We start from the raw sequence: 19,149 nt of genomic DNA, 5'->3' as shown, positions 1-19,149 counted from the left end.
GCCAGGGGGCCAACCCCCGGACGGGCCGAGGGGCCGAGCCGCTCCGGGCCAGCGGACAGGCCCTCGCCGGGGTGGGGGAGCGGAGCCCACCACTCCAAGCCGCAGCCGCCCCAGCAGCTGCGCCCTCCCCCAGTCGAACCGGCCGAAGCCCGAGATATGAAGGGAGCCTTCACCCCACAAGCCGCCCCGTCAGCGCCGTAGCGATTACAGTGCTGCCCCGGCTTACGTTCCCACTACGTTCGCTGTAGTTCGCACTACGTTCCACGTCCAGGGAGGGCGCGCGGTGACCCCAGCAGCCACAGCCGTCTGGGGGCGTGCCGAACAGCAGGACTTCCGGGCCCGGGTGCGCGGCTCCCTGCTCGGCGCGGCCATCGGCGATGCGCTGGGCGCGGGTGTGACCGCGCTCACCTGGAAGGAGATGGTCGACGCCTACGGTCCCCAAGGCGTCAATGACTTCGTCCCCGCGTACGGCAGGCGCGGCGCCATCACCGCGGCCACCCAACTGAGCCTGTTCACCGTTGACGGGCTGATCCGCGCCCAGGTCCGCCGCGACGCCGGCGCCTGGCACCCGCCCACCGATGTGCACCGGGCCCATCGGCGCTGGGCCGCGACCCAGTCCGACTGGGGCCCGGACGAACGCCGCAAGGACAACGGCTGGCTGGCCTGCGAGGAGTGGCTCTACACCAGGCGCGCCCCGACCAAGACCGTCCTTCTGGGCCTGGGCGACGACACCATGGGCACCCTGGACAGCCCCAAGAACCCGACCGCCCGTGACGCGGGCGCACTGGCCCGGTCGGCGCCCTTCGGGCTGCTCGTCGGCTGGGAACCCCAGTTGGTCTGCCAGTTGGCCATGGAATGCGCCGTGCACACGCACGGCCACCCCAGCGCCTATCTCTCAGCCGGCGCCTTCGCCGTGATCGTCCACGGTCTGGCGCGGGGCGAGGGACTGGACGGCTCGATACGGCGGGCCCTCACCCTCGTGGGCGCCCGTCCGGGCCACCAGCCGGTGACGGACGCACTGGAAACGGCCGTCGCAGCCGTACGGGAGGGCGCGCCCGATCCGGAGCGCATCGCCGGATTCGGTGGAGAGCGCAGCGCCGAAGAGGCACTCGCGACCGCCGTGTACTGCACCCTGGTGAGCCAGGACATACGCCACGGACTGCGCCTCGCGGTCAACCACGACGGCCCCTCCGAGATCACGGGCTGTCTGACCGGCGCACTGCTCGGCGCTCTGCACGGCGAGACCGCGCTTCCCCCCGCTTGGCTGTCGGAGTTGGAAGGGCGCCCCACCGTGCTGGAGCTGGCGGACGACTTCGCCATGGAGATGACCCAAGGGCCGGCACTGCACGGCCCGGCCGCGGCTGCCCCCGGGTGGTTGGCCCGCTACCCCCGCGTCTGAAGAGAACCCTCTGAACCCGGCACATCTGAACCCGGCACATCTGAATCTGAGGTCTCTGAAGCCGGGGTCTCTGAAGCCGGGTATCCGAAGGAACCCCGCGCGCACTGCGCCAGCATGAAGCAAGCGCCCGCCCGAAAGTCATCGAAGGCCCGCGCCCCACCCGACAGCGTCCACCGGAATGGCCTTAGCATCCCGGTCATGGACTTCTCCCCCATCGCCGCACGCCTCGTCTCCGGCGCAGTGGGCCCCCTGGTCACGAAGCTCTTCGTCCAGGGCACTCCAGGTGCCGGTCTGGTGGACCGCCCGGTACGGATTGGGGGGTTGGTCTCGTTCAAGGGGGAGAAGCGCACCCTGGGCGATGCCGAGTTGGCCAAGCTCTGTACCGAGTTGGTGAAGCGTGCGGCTGGCGCCCTCGGTCCGAACGAGGCCCCGACATCCGAGGTGCGCCGGGAACTGGCCGACGCGCTCACCCTCGCCCTGCACAGCCTCGGCGATCTCGACATGGACGACGTGCAAGCCGTACGTCTGGGTGCCGACGGATTCGCCGCCCGGCTCGCCCGCCCCACCCAACTCTCCACCGCCGCCGAGGGCTACTACGACGCCCTCCTCCACACGGCCTGTCTGCACATCCTGAACTTTTTCACCCAGCGCTCCACCTTCGTCGCCCGCACCCTCGTCGAACAGTCCCGTTCCATCGAGTCATTGATCGCGGCCACCGACCTCCTCATCGAGCGGCTCCCCGGTCGATCGGCCGAGGACGCCCGCTTCGAAGAGCGCTATCTGCGGCACCTCGCCCACAAGCACGGCGAGCTGACCATCCATGGACTCGACCTCCACCACGAGCGCGAATGGCAACTCGACGCCTCCTACGTCTCCCTGGAGCTCGCCCAGGACTCGGCCGCACCGATCCCCGCCGAACAGGTCTTCTCCGGCCGGAGCAAGGTCCTGCTGCTCGGTGGCGCCGGATCGGGCAAGACCACGCTCGTGCAGTGGCTGGCCGTCACCACCGCCCGGTGGAGGGCCGACGGCCCGAACGGGCCCGAATTCACCGAGCACCTCGGCCAACTCATCGGCCGCATCCCCTTCGTCCTCCCGTTGCGCCGGGTCATCAGCGACGGCAGCCCACCCACACCGGATGAGTTCCTGTCCTCGGTGCGCAGCTCCGTCGCAGGCTCCCAACCGACGGGTTGGGCGGATCGAGTGCTGCGCGCCGGACGGGCGTTCCTCCTTGTCGACGGCATCGACGAGATCCCCCGCCGAGAGCGCGAACAGACGCGCCGCTGGCTGCGCGAATTGATGGCGGACTTCCCGGGCAACCTCTGGCTGGTGACCGCCCGTCCCTCCGCAGTCGACGATGACTGGCTGGGACGCGAGGGCTTCACCCCGCTGTCCCTGTCCTCGATGTCCCGCCCGGACGTCATCCACTTCATCCGCCGCTGGCACACGGCGGCGGGAACAGAACCCGAACTCGGCGAAGCGCTGCTCGACGCAGTCCGGGCCGGTGGGGACCTTGGGCGACTGTCGGTGAACCCGCTGATGTGCGGACTGCTCTGCGCCCTGCACCGCGAACGCCGTGGCTTCCTGCCGCACGGCCGCAAGGACCTGTACGACGCGGCGCTGAGGATGCTGCTGGAGCGGCGCGACATCGAGCGCGGGGTGCGGTCGGATGGTGGTCTGCGACTGTCGTCCGAGACCCAGATCCTTCTTCTCCAGAAGCTCGCCCACTGGCTGATCCGCAATGACCGGGTGGAGATGGCGCAGGACGACGCGCTGCGCCAGGTGGAGCGCTCGCTGGTGAATATGGCCCATGTCCAGGCACCTCCGGAGCAGGTCCTACGACATCTGCTGGAGCGCTCCGGTCTGCTGCGGGAGCCGGTCGCGGGCCGCATCGACTTCGTCCACCGCACCTTCCAGGACTATCTGGGCGCCAAGGCCGTCGTCGAGGAGGGTGATTTCCCGCTGCTGCTGGACAATGCGCACAAGGACCAGTGGGAGGACGTCGTACGGATGTCGGTGGCCCTGGGCCGCCCCGCCGAACGGGAACGCGTTCTCAACGGCCTCATCGCCGACATCAAGGGAACCTCGCTGGGCAGGGACCTCTACGACACTCCGCATGCGAGCAGCCTCTCGGGGGAGGAGTTGCGTCGGGTGCTGCTGGCCGCAACCTGCCTGGAGCACGCCACCGAGGTGGCTCCCGACATCCGGCAACGCGTGGTCGACCTCGTCGGCCGGTTCGTGCCTCCGAGCAGTCGCAGACGGGCGCGCAACCTCGGGGAGTTCGGCGGTCCCATCGTGCTGGGACTGCTCCCCGGGCCCGAGGAGCTGACGGCCGAACAGGCCGAGCACGTGATCATCACGGCGACCCGGATCGGCACCGACGCGGCCCTGCCCGTACTGGCGCGTTTCAGCCGCCACCCGGCCCTGCCCGTACGACGTCAGTTGGCCTGGTCCTGGTCGCGGTTCGACACCCAGCGGTACGCGGAGTCGGTCATCGCCCACCTCGATGAGACGGACCTCTACTTCACCGCTCACCACGTGGACCATCTGCGGGCCCTACAAGACCTCGGCGGGCGCTCCCACGTCCAACTGGTGGGAATCTTCCGCTCCACCGATCTGCTCACCCATCTGGACCCGGACCTCCTCACCCATCTCTGGCTCAAGGACGGCTACTCGGCGGTGCTGGGCGATGGATGGCTGGAGGCGTTTCCCCGGCTGCGCCAACTGACCGTGCCCGAACACGCCCGTGGCATTCCCGCGACCGGCTCGGGCCTCAGCATCGTCCACGTCCCATCCGGTGGCGCGATCTAAGGGGCCCGAGTGCTCAATGAGGTGGGCGCCGACTCAGAACACGGCCGAGCCCCCTCGGCCGGGACGGCGGACCAGTCGAGAGGGCTCTGTCAGGTGGTACATCCACACACGCGCCTGGGGAGTGCTGCGTGTGCGAAGAACGTCCTTCACTGCTCGGCAGGAGATCAGCCGAGATGGAACGCTCCCTGGCCGACTTCGCTGACGAAGGCGTTCCACGAGCCGGGCACGAAATTGATCGTGGGGCCCGCGGGGACCTTGGAGTCTCGTACGGAAATAGCCTGCATGATCGGGGACTTGACCTCCACGCAAGCCCCGTTCCCCCCGGAGTACGTGGACTTCGTCCATGACTCCGTGGCTCCCTGAATGATTGCCATGTTTACTCCGCTTCGGCAAGTGGTGCGATGTGCCAGCGTGGCGCTGGTGTGATCGACGCTACTCGTCGCAACGGACCTGCGAGGCAGGCATTCACTCGGTCGGATGGCATGTGCTACTCGCCCCTTACGCAATTGCCAGCCGGGGGTGTATCGTTCCGCCCTTTTCAGTGACATAGGTAAATTGATCTTCATCGCACCGCTCCAGAGCCCCGCTCCCGCACACCTCTGCCTAGCGGGCGTACTCCTTGGCGATGCTCTCGATGAACGCGGTCGTCTGCTCCACATTCAGCGCCTGGGCCCGCAGGTGTTCGTACATCACGCTGTACTTGTGCACGTCGTTCGCTTTCTCCAGATAGAGATCGCTGGTGACGCCCTCGATATAGACGACGCTTGAATCGGTGGCGTCGGGGAATTCCAGAATCGCGTACTGGCCGTTGATGCCGGGATGCGCGCCCATGTCGAACGGGAGCACCTGGATGGTGACGTGCGGCAGTTGGGACATCTCCATGAGGTACTCCAACTGTTCCCGCATCAGGGCCCGGCCGCCCACGGCCCTGCGCAGCGCCGCTTCGTCGATCACCGCCCACATCCGCAGCGGCAACTCCGAGTCCTTGATCCGCTCCTGGCGGCGCACCCGTACGCTCACCCGCTTGTCGATGTCCGACACCGCACTTTCCGGCAGGGCGCCCGCGATCAGCGCTTCCGCGTACGGCTTGGTCTGGAGCAGCCCGGGCACGACCTGCGGTTCGTACACGCGGAGGCTCGCGGCGTCGGTCTCCAGACCGATGTAGACGCTGTACGGGATGTCACCGAAGGCGTGCCACCAGCCCTGCTGGCGGGAGTCCTTGGCCATCTGCATCAGGGAGTCGACGATGCGGTGGTCGTCGACCTCGTACACGTTGCACAGGTCGCGCACGTCCCGCTGGCTGATGGAACGGCGGCCGTTCTCCAACCTGCTGATCTTCGACTGGGAGACCAACAGGCGTTCGGCCACCTCTTCGGCGGTCATGCCGCGCAGTTCCCGGAGCCTGCGCAGCTCCAGACCCAAACGACGTCGCCTGACGGTGGGATTGACACTGGACGCCACAGAAACTGCACCTCCGGCTGTAGCTGAGCGTATCTACTGCTCAGCAGACTGCCACCACAAGGAGGGCCCGCGCTGGGGAATTGCCACACGAGACGCCCTGGGGGTGGTGCTGGGGGTGGTGTGTTCCGGATGTGCTCGCGGCTTGGTCGCACCGGACCCCGGACGCCAGTGGGGCCCGGTCGTACGGCTGACGGCGCGATGGACGCGCGGAGCAGTGCTGGCTGCCCCGCGCGTCGGGGTGCGACCCCCGAACCGGATCAGGAACACATCGCTACGGCGGCGGTGATGGCCTCCGTTCGCGCGGTGCGGTGCTCCAGAGCGTGACAGCGTTGCCTGGTGCGGTGGTTCGGTCGATCGCGGTGACTCAGTGCGCCCTGCGCCGCTCCGTGCCTATCTCTGTGCCCGGTGCGGCGCCTGGTGCGTGTGATGCTCAGTGCGCGGCGACGCGGGCCATGCCCCCGCGGCGCGGCTGCATCGAAACGGCCGCCTGACGGCTGCTGCCCGATGCAGAAGGATTGCGACGCGGCTGCGCAGCCGCGCCGTTCTGGACGTCCATCACGGCGTGCGCCACGAGTCCGCCCATGGGGTCATGCCTGATGAGATCCCGCAGTCGGGATCGCGAGGAACGCCCCTCATTTCCTGGGTAGAGGTGCTTGCCGAGTCCGACCGCATGGGCCAGCGCGGCGAGCGCCGCGGTCCGCGGGTCCGGTGGAACACCGGTGCGGATCGCACTGTCCAGCCGGGCTCGGATGTCCCTGCTGATCGCCGTGTCCGTCGCTTGGTAGCGAGTCGTCGGCAGCACCCCGCACATCTGGCCCGCGACGGCATGAACCATGCCGCACCGCTCCAGGTGTGCCAGGTAGATCTGGCGCAACCCCAGTCGGGGCCCGCCGATCCAGTGGACCGCGCGAACCGGACTGCCACGTCGGCGCAGCAGTTCCAGCGCGGAGTCCAGTGTTGGATCTCCGGTCGGCCGTGGCATCACCACGGCGATACGATCCCCGTCTGGGGCTATCCGTCCTGCCAGAGCCAGCTCCACTAGCTGTGCTCCGGCCAGACCAAGGTCGAGCGACTGCGGCTGCGCTGTGGTTCCCGTCGTCGGGTCCAAAGCGAGCAGCAAAAGCTCCTCCGGAATTGTTCTGCGGCTCCTGCCCATCCATGCCTCCCCGCGTGGATGAATGACAGGGTGACCCCTCTCACATTGGTCTGTCGAGAGCGCCTGGGTGCTTTGTATGGGAACCGTTAGGTATGTCGTTCTCGTCTACGCCCAGGGGCCGTGCTCTCACACAGGACACTGATAGATGGTTCGGACAACACGGGCTTTGCCGGATGCGGCAACCCGTAGTGCGTACGTATGGCAGCGGCGCACGACTCATGGAGGAGGCACGGTGGCGGGCGAGTCCCCCGACAGGTCGGAGCAGCGGAAGTCGTCGGGGGAGACGACCGAGGGGGAACGCGATCCGCGTCTCGCCATGCTCGGCCGGGCCTCAACGTCGGAAGTGGATCAACCGACCGCGGTCTTCAGGCTCCCCGACGAGCCGAAGCCGTCCGGCATCGCCGAGAGGAATCCCCGGAAGGATTCCGGGGTGCGTCAGCCGGGCACCGAGACCGGCTCCGTGCAGAACGACACCGAACTGCGGTCGGCGGTGGCCGCCTGGGTGGCTTCGGCGGACGAGGAGCCGGCCGCCGAATCCGAAGACGTCTCCACCACCGTGGACAGCGACCGCGGTAGCGACCGCGCCGTGAAGGGCGCGGGCGCAGAGAAGACCGCGATGCTGCCGCAGTCGCGCGAGGAGTCCACCGTCGAGCGGACCTCCGTACTGCCCGAGGCGAACCGTGACAGCGCCGAGATAGGTACCACGGCGGGGAAGACGGTGGGCAGTGCCGCGGACGAAGTCGGTGCCGCGGACGACGCAGACTCACGGCGCGGGAAGTCCGCAGAGGCGGGCGAGGGCCCGGCGGAGCGCGCGGAGGCGTCATCTGGCGCCCGGCAGCCCGCGAACGGCACTTCCCGGCCGGAGAGGCCGGTGACAGTGCCCCGGGGCGCTTCAGGGAGCACGGAGAAGCCGTCCGCGCCGTCGGCGACGGATGCTTCGACGGGCCGTTCGTCGAACACGGCAGAGGGCGAGGCCGTCGACCGGCTCGCCCCCACCGTGCCCCGGGACCGTCCTTCGACCGGGAAATCGGCCGGGAGTTCGGCCGTGACTCCGGCAGAAAGGTCGGCCGGGAGTTCCACCGAGGGCGATCGGGCAGGCGCAGGATCAGTCGGCGACGAAAAGGCGGGCAGCGGCGCTGCCTCGGACCGCACCAAGGGCGGGGTGACGGCTGCCGAGAGCGCTGGGGCCGTCGGTGCGCCGAAGCCCCGCGGCACCCAGTCTCGCGACACGCAGTCCCGCGACGCGACGACGGACCGTTCGACGACGGACAGTTCGACGGATGCGGTCCGGTCCACCGGGACCGCGCGCCCCGAGCCGCAGCCCCGAACCCGGCCCCGGCCTGAATCCAAGCCTGATGCCCGGGCGGAGTCCGACACCGACACCGAGTCCAAGACCGGCCCGGCCGCTGCTGCCGGTCGAACCCCTGGCGCCCCCTCCTGGGCCTCCCGCGCCACGTCGGCGTCCTCCACGGCCGCGGGCGAGCCTTCCCCGGGCAAGCCCGCAGCATCGGAGCCCGCGAAGGCCGCCCCTGGCGAAGCCCCCGCGAAGGCCCCCGATGTGCAGGCGAAGCCCTCCGGGAAGACGCCGGAGGCACCGGAGAAGGCACCGGGCAAGACGCCGGGCAAAACCCCAACCACCGGCGAAACCCCGGACAGCCCTGCGCGCGGTTCGGCAGAGCGAGCGGCGAAGGGCTCCACCGAAGCCCGGGCTAAGGCCGCGCCCTCGACCTCCGGCCCCTCCACGGGCGCAGGTCCTGCCGTCGATCAGCCCACCGCCGTCTTCAAGGCACTGCGCAAGCCCACCCCGTCCGGTGACAACACCGCCGTACTCAAGGCCCCGCCGGCACCTCGCTCCGAGTCCCATCCCGCCACCAAGGATTCCCCCGCACCACGGCCCAGTACGTTCGTCCCGCTGCGGAGCGACGACGGACCGCGCACCCCCGTCGCCAACAAGAGTGGAACCGCCGCTCCAGCAGACAAGAGTGGAACCGCCGCCCCGGCAGACGGGAAGCAGAGCCCGGGCGCCCCTTCGGCCGGCGCGCCCGCCGCGTTGAGCGAGCCCGAGCGGACCACCCAGCAGCCCGTACCGCCTTTGCCTCCGCTGGATTTGCTCGCCGAGCTGACGAACACCCCGCCACCGCCCAACACCGCGGTGCGCACACTGTTCCGCAGGGTCAAGATCTGGACGCCGCTGCTGGCGGTCCTCTTGATCGTCTTTGCAATCGTGCAGGTTCTGCGTCCGCTTCCCGAGCCGTCGCTCAAGCTCTCCACCGACCCCACCTTCACCTTCCAGGGCAATCCGTTGAGCCTGCCGTTCCCCGGTGAGGGCCAAGGGGCCGTGGCGGTCGACGGCGTGGGCATGGTCGCCACCTACGGAGCACAGCGGCCGGCGCCGATCGCGAGCGTCGCCAAGACGATGACCGCGTACGTGATCCTCAAGGACCACCCCATCACCGGCGACCAGGTGGGCCCGGAGATCGCCGTGGACCAGCAGACCGAGGACGAGAGCAAGAACACGGACGAGTCCCGGGTTCCGGTGTCCAAGGGCGAGAAGTTCAACCAGCGCGAGATGCTGGAGATGGTGATGATCCACTCCGCGAACAACGTCGCCCGGCGCCTCGCCCGCTGGGACGCGGGCACGGAGCAGGCGTTCGTCAAGAAGATGAACGACGCGGCCAAGGAACTCGGCATGGCCGACACCCTCTACACCGACCCCAGTGGTCTGGCGGAGACCACCATCTCCACGCCCCAGGACCAGTTGAAGCTGGCCCAGGCCGTGATGAAGAACGACATCTTCCGCGAGATCGTCAACACCCCGAGTAAAGAGATCCCGGGCCTCGGGATCAAGTTGCAGAACGGCAATGACCGCGCCCTGCTGAAGGACGGAGTCGGCGGGATCAAGACCGGCTCGTCCACCCCGGCCGGCGGCAATCTGCTCTGGGCCGCCAACGCCGAGGTGGACGGCGAACTGCACCAGATCGTCGGTGTCACACTCGGTGTGCAGGACGCCAAACTCCTGAGGGAAAAGGTCGACCTCGCGATCGACCACAGCATCAATGTGATCGCCGCCACCCAGCAGGGCATCACCTCTGCTGTCGCGGTGAAGAAGGGACAGGTCGTCGGCTACGTCGACGACGGTCTCGGCGGTCGGACGGCGGTCGTCGCAGCCAAGGACCTGAAGGCGATCGGCTGGGCGGGCCACCGCGTCTCCATCGAGATCAACGACGGCGGCAAGAAGCTCCCTGGTACGGCGAAGTCCGGCCAGGTCGTTGGCCAGATTTCGGTTGGCACAGGGCCGGGGAAGGTCACCGCGCCGATCGAGCTCCAGCAGGACCTCGCAGAGCCCGGCTTCGGAGCCAAGCTGACCAGGCTTGGCTGAGCTTTCCGGGCCAGCAGGGCGTCCCGGGAAACCGGGACGCCCTCGTGTTAGCGTCCGGTCAACTCAAAGGCGCCGGGACAGCGTCTTCGTGGGCGAGCCACGACCACACACGGACGGGGAGACGGGGAGAGCCGCAGTGACTACTGCTGAGCCGGTCCAGACGGACGGCCGCAGCATCCGTACGGGGCCGCGAATACGCCAGCCCTCGTCCACCACCATCGACACCGGTCCGACGACCGGACCCGGCGCGCCGGGGGACCGAAGCGTACTCGCCGACCTCCGTGATCAGCTGACTCGCCGTCCCGTACTTGTGACCACGGCCGTCGCAGCGGTCGTGCACCTGCTCTGGTTCTTCCTCTTCGCCAACAGCGGCGGTGATCTGGCCGCTCAGGACGCATGGGCCGAGTTCGTCGGTCGACACCCGGACTCCGCGTACAACCTCGCCTGGTACGGCGGGATGCACCCCGTCTCCTACAGCGTCGTCTCGCCGTATCTGATGTCGTTGATCGGCGTGCGGTCGACCATGATGGTCGCCGGTACGGTCTCGGCGGCGCTGACCGCGCTGATCCTGGTCCGGGTGCCCGCGGTGCGCAATCCGCTGGCCTGTTCGCTGGCCGGGGTCTTCGCCTTCTTCTGCAACGCGCTCTCCGGTCGGGTGACCTTCGGACTCGGCATGATGGTGGCGCTGGGCTCGGTCGCGGCCGTGTTCTGCTGGCCGCACCGCTGGCGCACCAAGCGCTGGGCGAAGGCAGCCGTCGCCGCCCCGCTCGCCGCACTCGCGACGACCGCGAGCCCGGTCGCCGGTCTCTTCCTCGGCGTCATCGCAGCCGCACTGTTCCTCAACGGACGGCGGCCGGGCGCCTACGCCATCGGCCTGCCGCCCGCGGCGGTCGTGGCGCTCTCGTCGTGGCTGTTCCCGTTCTCCGGCACCCAGCCGATGTCCCTGGCCTCGACCTCGCTGCCGTTCCTCTATGGCGTGCTGGTCTTCTTCTTCGTCCCGAAGCAGTGGCGCACGGTTCGAACCGCAGCCGCCGTCTATGCGCTGGGAACTCTGCTGACCTGGGCGATCGACTCCCAGATCGGTTCGAACGTCTCCCGGCTGCCGATGCTCTTCGCCGGGGTGGCACTGCTGGCGGTCCTGCCGTACACGCTCCCGCGTTCCCGGAAGTGGTACGCGCTGCTCCTCGCCTTCGTCGGGATGAACTTCTGGGTCGGCTTCAAGGGCGTGGACGACATGGTCCGCACCGCACCGACCGCGGCCTGGACGCGAGAGCTGGCACCGCTCGTCAACAAGCTCCAGGAGGTCAAGGCCGAACGCGGCAGGGTCGAGGTGGTTCCCGCCAAGAGCCACCGGGAGGCATCGGCGCTCGCGCCCTATGTCAATCTGGCCCGCGGCTGGAACCGGCAGGCCGACATGAAGCGCAACCCGATCTTCTACGACAAGGAGCGCACCCTCACCTCCGCCGACTACCGCGCCTGGCTGGACCGCTGGGCGGTGCACTACGTCGTCCTGCCCACCGGCACGCCCGACACCGGGGCCGAGCAGGAGACCGAGTTGGTACGGGAGGGTCAGCCCTATCTGAAGCCGGTCTGGAGCGATGCGAACTGGCAGCTGTTCGCCGTCAAGGAGCCCACGCCCCTCGCCGATGCGCCCGCCGTCGTCCAGCACGCGGGCGAGGAGGAGATAAGGCTCCGGGTGACCACGGCGGGACGGGTGCTGATCCGGGTGCCGTACTCGCCCTGGCTGAGCATCGTCGACGACCAGCGGGAGAAGGTCGAGGGCCCGCAGGAGTCCGAGGAGTCCAAGGAGCGCGCCGAGGGCGAGCCCAAGTCGTTCACCAATCCGAACGGCTGTCTGATCAAGGCCGAAGAGGACGCGGAGGGCGACGAGTGGACGGAACTGTTGGCGCCCCGGCCCGGGGTATACCGGCTGGCCGCTCCCTACGACCTCCCCCGGGGCACTCCCTGCCCCAAGGAGATGCAGGAGTGACCTCCTTCGGGCGACGGGCCTGATCCGAGCCCTGCCAACCGCATCGCCCTGCCGAACCCATCGAGCGGTCCGCCCTGTGCCTACAGGGCGGACCGCTCGTCTTTTTACGCTGTGCTCTCTACGCCGGCTCTTTACGCAGCGCTTTGTACGTCGCGTTCTTCGCGTTGCGTTCTTCGCGTTGCGTCTTCTCGAATTTTTTGGAGGAGCCGCTACTCGGTGCGCAGCCCGTCCGGGCGCATCATCCGCCACAGCGGCGGCATGCTCAACAGCGTGACCAGCGCGATCAGCGCCGCGCCCACTCCCACGATCGGCACGGACACCCACCAGCTGGCGACCGGGCTGCCTACCATGAACAGCAGCGTCAGTCCGAGTACCGACCCGCCCACCACGGCGAGCGCCAACCCCAGGGCGATGGGTACGGCCGTCTGCCAGAGCACCGACCAGCTCAGGGTGGAGCGCCGGGTTCCGAAGGCGACCAGGATCGACAGCAGCCGCCTGCGTTCACGCAACTGCTCCAAGGTGGAGACCAGCAGCGAAGCCGCGATCAGCACCATCGTCGCGGTGGCCCCCACGAAGAGTCCGGTGCGCACGCTGGCGAACTGCCGATCGGTCTCGACGCCCTCCAACGAGCTCACGCTCGCCAGCGGATCGAGTCGCGCCGCCTCGTTGCGTACCAGTTCGGCCGCGTCCGTCACATCGGGCGCCAGTTTGATCATCGCGTTGATCCGGGGCGCGGGCAGGAGGTCGACATTGATCGCTGCCGGCGTGGCGAGCACCCCGGACGTGTGGGTGCCCACCGGGCTGACGAGGGACTTCACCTGCTTGGTGGTCGCGGGCAGCTGCCACACGTGCGGCTCGGTCCCCGCTACCTCCGCGTCGTCGTTCCTGATCAGCTCGACCTTCGCACCCGGCTTCGGCTGGTACGTGTACGTCTCCATGCCCTTGGGCTCGCGGATCGTGAAGACGTCGCCGTCCTTGCAGGAAGGCAGCTTGGCCAGGGAGCGCAGCGCGGTGCAGTCGGCGACGACCACCCGGGTGAAGGGCACGAACTCCTCACCGGCGAGCTTCGGGCCAGGGCGTTCGATGAGCCCTTCCGTCAGCCCGATCACCTCGGCGACCCCGGTGTTCTCCCGCAGGGACGCGAGGGTCTCGCGCGCCTCCCGACCGTCCTTGGTGCCGTTCTGCAGGTGGAGTTGGGCGCGGGAGGTGTCCACACCGGTGGCCTTGGTGAAGTCGCCCTGTACGGAACTGAACAGCATCTGGAGCGCGATGGCGCCCGCCGCCGCCACGACGATCCCGCTGATCGCCCGGGCCGCGGTACCACTGCTGAGCTGGAGCCGACGTACCGCAAGCTGCCAGGCGACCGGGCCGCCGTCCAGCCGGGAGACGACCGCCTCGACCAGCCAGGGCAGCAGCGCGGTGATGCCGACCAGGGTCAGGGCGGCGCCGAGTGCGATCTGGAAGGAATCGTCGCCCGTCAGGGTGAGGGCGCTCGCCGACGACAGCAGGAGCAGGATGCCGAGGACGGGGAGCAGCACCCGCCACCAGACCTTGCGCCGACGCGGGGTGCTGTTCCGCACCACGCCGAGAGGCTCGACGGAGACCCCGCGCATGGCGAACAGGCTGACCGCCACCGCTGCCACCGGTACGGCGGCGAGGATCAGCACCGCGAGGACCGGATGGGGGACGACGTCGACGGGGAACGCGGTGATGTCCCAGAGCGTCACCGCACCGGCGAACTGTCGTGCGAGGAAGAACAGCCCGGCACCCGCGACCAGCCCCAACAGGGCTCCGCACAGTGCCTCGCCGGCAGCGATCCGATGGGTCATCGCCCGGTCGGAACCGACGAGCCTGAGGGCCGCCAGCCGTCGATCGCGCTGTTCGCCGCCGAATCTCACGGCGGTGGCGATGAAGACCGCCACCGGGAGCAACAGGGCCACGAAGGCGATCACGACGATGAGGAGGATGACACCGACGAAGGGGTCCTCGGCCGCGTACCGTCCGAATCCCTCGCTCGTCCCCTTGGCGTTCTCCTTGGTGAGCTTGTCGCTGCCCGCGTAGTACAGCAGTTCACCGGGGCCGATCAGCCCGCGGTCGCCGATGGTGGCGGTGACCCGATAGGGCAAACGTTCCTTCAGTAGGGAGCTACCGGGGGAGGCGAGGAGTTCGGCGAGGGCCGGCGAGACGGCCATCTCACCGGGCTTGGGCATGGCAGAGAGACCGGGCGGGGCGCTGGGGGTGCCGTTGCCCGCGGCACGGAAGAGGGTGCCGGCGATGACGTTGTCACGGAAGACGGTCTCGGTCTGAGCGTGGTGGAATGCCGAGGCGGAGAGCTTCTCGCCGTTCCGCGCTGCGGGTGTGCGGTCTCCCGAACGGTCGTCACGACTCTGGAGCGCGTGCGGGATGGCGGCAGCCACCAGGAGGAGGGCGACTCCGAGACCGACGCCGAAAGCGGTGAGGAGAGTACGGGTCCAGCCACGGCGGCCTCCGGTCACCGCGAACCGGACGCCCAGCGCCAGATCCTGGGTCCAACCGCGTACTCCGGCGCCGCTCAAGCGGTCGTTCATCCGACGCCCGCCATATCGCGCACCTGACCGTCGCGGACCACGACCTCCCGGTCTGAGTACGCCGCCACTCTGGCCTCATGCGTCACCAGGACCACCGCCGCATGGGTCTCCCGTGCCGCGTCGGTCAGCAGTTGCATCACTCGTTCACCGTTGTACGAGTCCAGGGCACCGGTGGGTTCATCGGCGAAGACGACCTTGGGGGTGCTCACCAGAGCCCGAGCGACGGCGACGCGCTGCCCCTGACCACCGGACACCTCACCGGGGCGCTTGTGCCCGACATCGGAGACCTCCAGCCGCTCCAGCCACTCCTGTGACAATCGGAGCGCCTCTTTGCGGCGCGTACCGGCGAGGCGCAGCGGGAGCGCCACGTTCTCCAGGCAACTGAGCTCGGGCACGAGCTGGCCGAACTGGAAGACGAAACCGAACTCGCTGCGGCGCAGGGCGCTGCGGTGCGCGTCCGACAGGGCGGTGAGATTCCGCCCTGCGTAGGTGATCCGGCCGGAGTCCGGCGGGACGATGCCCGCGAGACAGTGCAGCAGGGTCGACTTCCCCGAGCCGGACGGGCCCATGATGGCGACGACCTCCCCGGCGCGGATCGTGAACGAGGCCCCGTCGAGAGCCGGGGTCGGGCCGAACGACTTGTGTAGTTCCTCGGCGGCGAGAAGGGGACCGGTGAGGGTCCTGGGTTCGGTACTCATGCGCTGACCTCCTGCGCGAGTCGGTCCAGTCGGGCGGCTGTCAGTTCCAGCCAGCGCAGATCGGCTTCGAGATGAAAAAGGGCATGGTCGCAGATGAGCTGGTCGGCGATGTCGCCGTGACGCTTGCGGTCGGTGAGGATGCGCATCATGCGGAGGTGTTCGGCCCGCTGGGTGTCCAGCAGTCCGGCGGCGCTGCGCCCGGTGAGCAGGGCGAGGACGACCTTGGTGTAGAGGGTCGACTGTAGGTAGGGCTCCGGCTTCTCCGGCTGGGCGAGCCACTGGGCGACATCGGTGATGCCCGCCTTCGTGATCGCGTACCGCTTGCGCTCGGGCCCGCTCGCGGACTCCACTCCGTCGACCTCGACCAGGCCGTTCTTCAGCAGCCGGGACATGGTCGAGTAGATCTGTCCGTAGTGGACCGGGCGGTCATGGCCGAACTTCTCGTCGAAGGCGCGCTTGAGGTCGTAACCGTGGCGCGGGCCGGACTCCAGGAGTCCGAGCAGAGTGTGACCGATGGACATGGCTCGACTATACATGGTGTGTATACATGCGGTTTATAGGTGCCTGGCCTGCCCCGCAGGGGCCGAGATTCAATCCCTCTGGCGGGTCGGGCTCCCGGCGCCGGAGGCCCCTCAAGCGCGTAGGGACGCCTGCACGAGAGCGGGGTCTCGCGCCCGGTCCTCCGCTCCATCACTCGGTGATAGCGGCACATCACGTGGACGCCCCCGGAGGCCCGCGCCCCCGTCCCTGCCGGTGGCAGCGAGGGAATCGTCGAGGTCAGCCGACTTCCAGCGCAGATGCCAGCGCCGCGGCAGGACATATCGAGAGCCGGACAGATATCGCGATGACATGACAGGCGGTAACAAACCGGCAACTGCTTTCGCGTTCAAGGGACTTGCCTGTCAGGCTGCTCCGGCTCAGACCAGCACCAGCACCAGCACACGGAGCCCGCTTCATGGTTGACGTCCAGCCCAGCACCGAGCCGAACCAGAACGTCTCGAACCCGGCCGATGGCGCCATCGCGCCCCACGCGGGCCACATCCCACCGGCGATCCCGCTGACCGGCCTGAACATGAAGCGCCGCGGGCCCGTCGCCGTGTGGATCGGCCTGCCGCTGATCACGCTGGGCATCTACCAGATCGTCTGGTACTACAAGATCCACTGCGAGCTCCAGTCGTTCGACCGTCGTCTGGGCCTCAACCCGACCGGAAGCCTGCTGGTCATGATCTTCCTGGGCTGGACCCTGATCGCTCCGCTGATCTCGTACCACAACACGGGCAAGGCCATCGCGAACGCCCAGCGCGCGGCCGGCCTCCCGGTCACGTGCAGCCCCGCCGCCTGCGCGTTCCTGCTCTTCGCCCTCGGCCTGAACACCTTGTACATCCAGCGCCAACTCAACCTGGTGATCGACGCCTACCCGGACGCCGCCCCGGGCGCGGGTGTCGCCCTCGCGGCCTGACACCCGGCCGCACAGGAGCCCCGACCGCCGATCACGGACGGCCGGGGCTCTGGCCGTTCACGGGGCGCGGTGGTGTGACCGGGCGGGGCGTATGGATCGTGGGCTACCGGGTGGCTCCCAAGCGTCACTTCAGTCGCCGCGATGTCGGCGCGTATGAGCCTCGTTCCCCCCTGATTCCCGCTTGTTCGCACACGCAGGGGGCACGATCAGCCCTCGTCACGGCTGGGTGCCGTGAGATCCACCCAGATCCCCGGCTTGTGGTCCCACGTGCGCAGCCTGCCTATGACGAGGTCGATGGTCGCGCCCACAGGCGGCAGTTCCTGTGCGAGCCGCTTCACTGCCGGCTCGCTGCCGCGGCGAATCACATCTAGCGAGGCGCCCACGGGCTCGTATCCGTTGAGCTCTGCCATGAGGCCCCATGGCTCGTGACTAGTAATCGTTGCTCGGACCGTCTGGCCCTGGCAAAGCTCGCTGAGGGGGCGTCTCGGTCTATCTGCCATGGCGACATCCTCCTCTTCAACCCACCACTCGCCTCAGCTTTCATTGCGTCCGCCGTCGACCCACACACCCCCTGTTTGGCGGCGTCGAGGTGTGGAGCGCGCCACTGCCAGACCAACCTTGACGCCACTCGAACCAGGTAGAGAACCTGCAACAGGCCCTGGTTCAAAGGGCCATGCGCCCTGACGCCTTCTTGCTGCTTCGAGCGGAAGCTGATCCCATCACGGGGGCAATGTGTCGTTGCAGGGGGTGCGCATGGACAACTTAGAGGTCAACTCGTGGAAACGGTACGGGCATGATCGCCTCTACGTACGTGTCGTCGGCGGTGAGAACGTCGCCTGGTTCGACCGCAAGTCCGGTCGTCTCACCATGCTCGATGAGTCGTATCGAGATCAGGTACTGGATGTGCTGGCTCCCTACCTACTCCGTCCCGACACTCCTCGGTCCGTTCCGTCACCGGCCGGAGCGATCGATACTCCTTCCGCCCCGGACTCAAAGGATGACCTCGCCCTGAATCGACCGGGCGAATTGCTTTTTCGGCATCTGGAGGGATCACGGCCCTGGTTGGTCCGGTTCGTCATGCGCCTGTGGGGCAAGGAGGACGAGAAGGACCGATGGCGAAAGGGCATGGCGGGGGAACGGATCGTCGGCGCAGAACTCGCCAGACTCAAACGGCGGGGCTGGTCTGTTCTGCACTCGATACCGCTACCAAATGGCGGGGACATCGATCATCTGCTGATTGGGCCCGGTGGGGTCTTCTGTCTGAACACAAAGAACTTTCCCAATGCCCGGGTCTGGGTGGGCGACGATGTGGTCAAGGTGAACGGCGGCCCAGGACGCCCATACATACGGAAAAGCCGGCATGAGAGCAACAGAGCAGCGATGGCTCTGACACGAGCCTGCGGCTTCTCGGTCGCAGTACGCCCCCTGCTGGTCTTCGTATCTCCAGCCAAACTCCAGGTGGCCCCATCGCTACAAGGCGTTCAGGCGATCAAGCACCGCGAGCTCTCGTCTTTCCGTAAGAACGGCGTACTCCTCAAACCGGATGAGATTGCCTCCATCTATGCCGTGGCGAGAAATCCTCGAACTTGGCAAGCCATATGACCCACTGCAACGAATGCCCCGAGCGGTTCGAGTAAGAGCTCGTGTGTCGAATGCCTACCCCCTCAACGTGAAACCACTTTGGGTAACCGGTGGTTGAGGCATGCCCGAAGCGGCGCAATAGCGTATGAGTTCTGGGACGGTGGGGATTCCGTCCTTCAGCGTGTCCCTGGTCAGGCCCCTGCTTGTGGCGGCTCGCCATGCTCCAGGTAGGCGGTCACGCCGTCCTCGCGGGCCTGGATGCCAGCGGTGATTCGGCGTACGAGGCGGGGGATGGTGAGCTCCGGCAACCGTTCGGCGCGGTGGAAGTCGTAGCCGCGCAACTCGTCGGCCTGCAGTGTGATCCGCTGGCGGTGATCTTCGCTGAGGTGGCCGCCGTCGAAGAGGTAGAGGACCTTGTCTCCCTCTCCTGGATTCGGCGCCCAGTCCACGACGAGCAGGCGGCCGATACGGGGTTTGATGCCCAGCTCTTCGTGGATCTCTCGCGTGCAGGCTTGCAGGGGTGACTCGCCTCGTTCGACGTATCCACCGGGGGTGTCGAGATAGTCCTTGTAGGACGGTTCGACGAGCAGGACGCGATCGGCTTCGTCGAAGAAGAGAGCGCCGGCTGCCATACGGGGGTGGGCCATCTTT

14 protein-coding genes are annotated in these 19,149 nt (G+C 68.1%); 6 read left to right on the top strand and 8 right to left on the bottom strand.

Annotation, left to right across the window (positions count from 1 at the left end; all coding sequences use genetic code 11):
* Nucleotides 1–283 precede the first annotated feature (283 nt).
* Both OID54_RS16660 and OID54_RS16655 read left to right on the top strand, forming a co-directional pair.
* The gene (locus OID54_RS16660; protein WP_329020377.1) at nucleotides 284–1,399 is read left to right on the top strand and encodes an ADP-ribosylglycohydrolase family protein; all 1,116 of its coding nucleotides are present in this window, start codon (nucleotides 284–286) and stop codon (nucleotides 1,397–1,399) included.
* Nucleotides 1,400–1,597: 198 nt separating this feature from the next.
* Nucleotides 1,598–4,207 (top strand): NACHT domain-containing protein, encoded by a 2,610-nt coding sequence (locus tag OID54_RS16655; protein WP_329020375.1) that lies wholly within the window; start codon nucleotides 1,598–1,600, stop codon nucleotides 4,205–4,207.
* A 164-nt stretch (nucleotides 4,208–4,371) separates the two neighbouring features.
* Here OID54_RS16655 and OID54_RS16650 read toward each other — a convergent pair whose 3' ends face one another.
* From OID54_RS16650 to OID54_RS16640, 3 genes are all read right to left on the bottom strand, one after another.
* Complete coding sequence (locus OID54_RS16650; RefSeq protein ID WP_329020373.1) at nucleotides 4,372–4,581, bottom strand: DUF397 domain-containing protein; 210 nt, start codon at nucleotides 4,579–4,581, stop codon at nucleotides 4,372–4,374.
* Nucleotides 4,582–4,810: 229 nt separating this feature from the next.
* Nucleotides 4,811–5,668 carry a helix-turn-helix domain-containing protein gene (locus OID54_RS16645; RefSeq protein WP_329020371.1) on the bottom strand — a complete coding sequence of 286 codons (858 nt, stop codon included), beginning with the start codon at nucleotides 5,666–5,668 and terminating at the stop codon, nucleotides 4,811–4,813.
* Between the two features lie 430 nt (nucleotides 5,669–6,098).
* Nucleotides 6,099–6,824 carry a GOLPH3/VPS74 family protein gene (locus OID54_RS16640; protein ID WP_329020369.1) on the bottom strand — a complete coding sequence of 242 codons (726 nt, stop codon included), beginning with the start codon at nucleotides 6,822–6,824 and terminating at the stop codon, nucleotides 6,099–6,101.
* 232 nt (nucleotides 6,825–7,056) lie between these two features.
* Here OID54_RS16640 and OID54_RS16635 point away from each other — a divergent pair, with 232 nt between their 5' ends.
* On the top strand, nucleotides 7,057–10,203 hold the full coding sequence (locus OID54_RS16635; protein ID WP_329020367.1) for a D-alanyl-D-alanine carboxypeptidase: 3,147 nt from the start codon (nucleotides 7,057–7,059) through the stop codon (nucleotides 10,201–10,203).
* Between the two features lie 136 nt (nucleotides 10,204–10,339).
* On the top strand, nucleotides 10,340–12,193 hold the full coding sequence (locus tag OID54_RS16630; RefSeq protein WP_443055605.1) for an MFS transporter: 1,854 nt from the start codon (nucleotides 10,340–10,342) through the stop codon (nucleotides 12,191–12,193).
* Nucleotides 12,194–12,402: 209 nt separating this feature from the next.
* On the opposite strand, the gene OID54_RS16625 is transcribed toward OID54_RS16630, so the two are convergent.
* The 3 genes from OID54_RS16625 to OID54_RS16615 are packed head-to-tail and all read right to left on the bottom strand — an operon-like array spanning nucleotide 12,403 to nucleotide 15,979.
* On the bottom strand, nucleotides 12,403–14,760 hold the full coding sequence (locus tag OID54_RS16625) for an ABC transporter permease (RefSeq protein WP_329020365.1): 2,358 nt from the start codon (nucleotides 14,758–14,760) through the stop codon (nucleotides 12,403–12,405).
* Complete coding sequence (locus OID54_RS16620) at nucleotides 14,757–15,458, bottom strand: ABC transporter ATP-binding protein (protein WP_329020363.1); 702 nt, start codon at nucleotides 15,456–15,458, stop codon at nucleotides 14,757–14,759. Before OID54_RS16620 ends, OID54_RS16625 begins: the two co-directional genes overlap by 4 nt.
* On the bottom strand, nucleotides 15,455–15,979 hold the full coding sequence (locus OID54_RS16615; RefSeq protein WP_329020361.1) for a PadR family transcriptional regulator: 525 nt from the start codon (nucleotides 15,977–15,979) through the stop codon (nucleotides 15,455–15,457). The genes OID54_RS16620 and OID54_RS16615 overlap by 4 nt, the downstream gene beginning before the upstream one ends.
* Nucleotides 15,980–16,413: 434 nt before the next feature.
* Between OID54_RS16615 and OID54_RS16610 the strand changes: the two genes are divergently transcribed.
* Nucleotides 16,414–16,917 (top strand): DUF4234 domain-containing protein, encoded by a 504-nt coding sequence (locus OID54_RS16610; protein ID WP_329020358.1) that lies wholly within the window; start codon nucleotides 16,414–16,416, stop codon nucleotides 16,915–16,917.
* 206 nt (nucleotides 16,918–17,123) lie between these two features.
* On the opposite strand, the gene OID54_RS16605 is transcribed toward OID54_RS16610, so the two are convergent.
* The gene (locus tag OID54_RS16605) at nucleotides 17,124–17,327 is read right to left on the bottom strand and encodes a hypothetical protein (protein ID WP_329020356.1); all 204 of its coding nucleotides are present in this window, start codon (nucleotides 17,325–17,327) and stop codon (nucleotides 17,124–17,126) included.
* 343 nt (nucleotides 17,328–17,670) lie between these two features.
* Between OID54_RS16605 and OID54_RS16600 the strand changes: the two genes are divergently transcribed.
* Nucleotides 17,671–18,519 (top strand): nuclease-related domain-containing protein, encoded by an 849-nt coding sequence (locus OID54_RS16600; protein ID WP_329020354.1) that lies wholly within the window; start codon nucleotides 17,671–17,673, stop codon nucleotides 18,517–18,519.
* Nucleotides 18,520–18,689: 170 nt separating this feature from the next.
* Here the strand turns inward: OID54_RS16600 and OID54_RS16595 are convergent, their stop codons facing one another.
* Nucleotides 18,690–19,145 (bottom strand): NUDIX hydrolase, encoded by a 456-nt coding sequence (locus OID54_RS16595; protein WP_329027562.1) that lies wholly within the window; start codon nucleotides 19,143–19,145, stop codon nucleotides 18,690–18,692.
* Nucleotides 19,146–19,149 lie beyond the last annotated feature (4 nt).

This window comes from Streptomyces sp. NBC_00690 (assembly GCF_036226685.1).
Taxonomy (GTDB): domain Bacteria; phylum Actinomycetota; class Actinomycetes; order Streptomycetales; family Streptomycetaceae; genus Streptomyces.
This window is presented reverse-complemented; position numbering and strand designations above follow the sequence as displayed.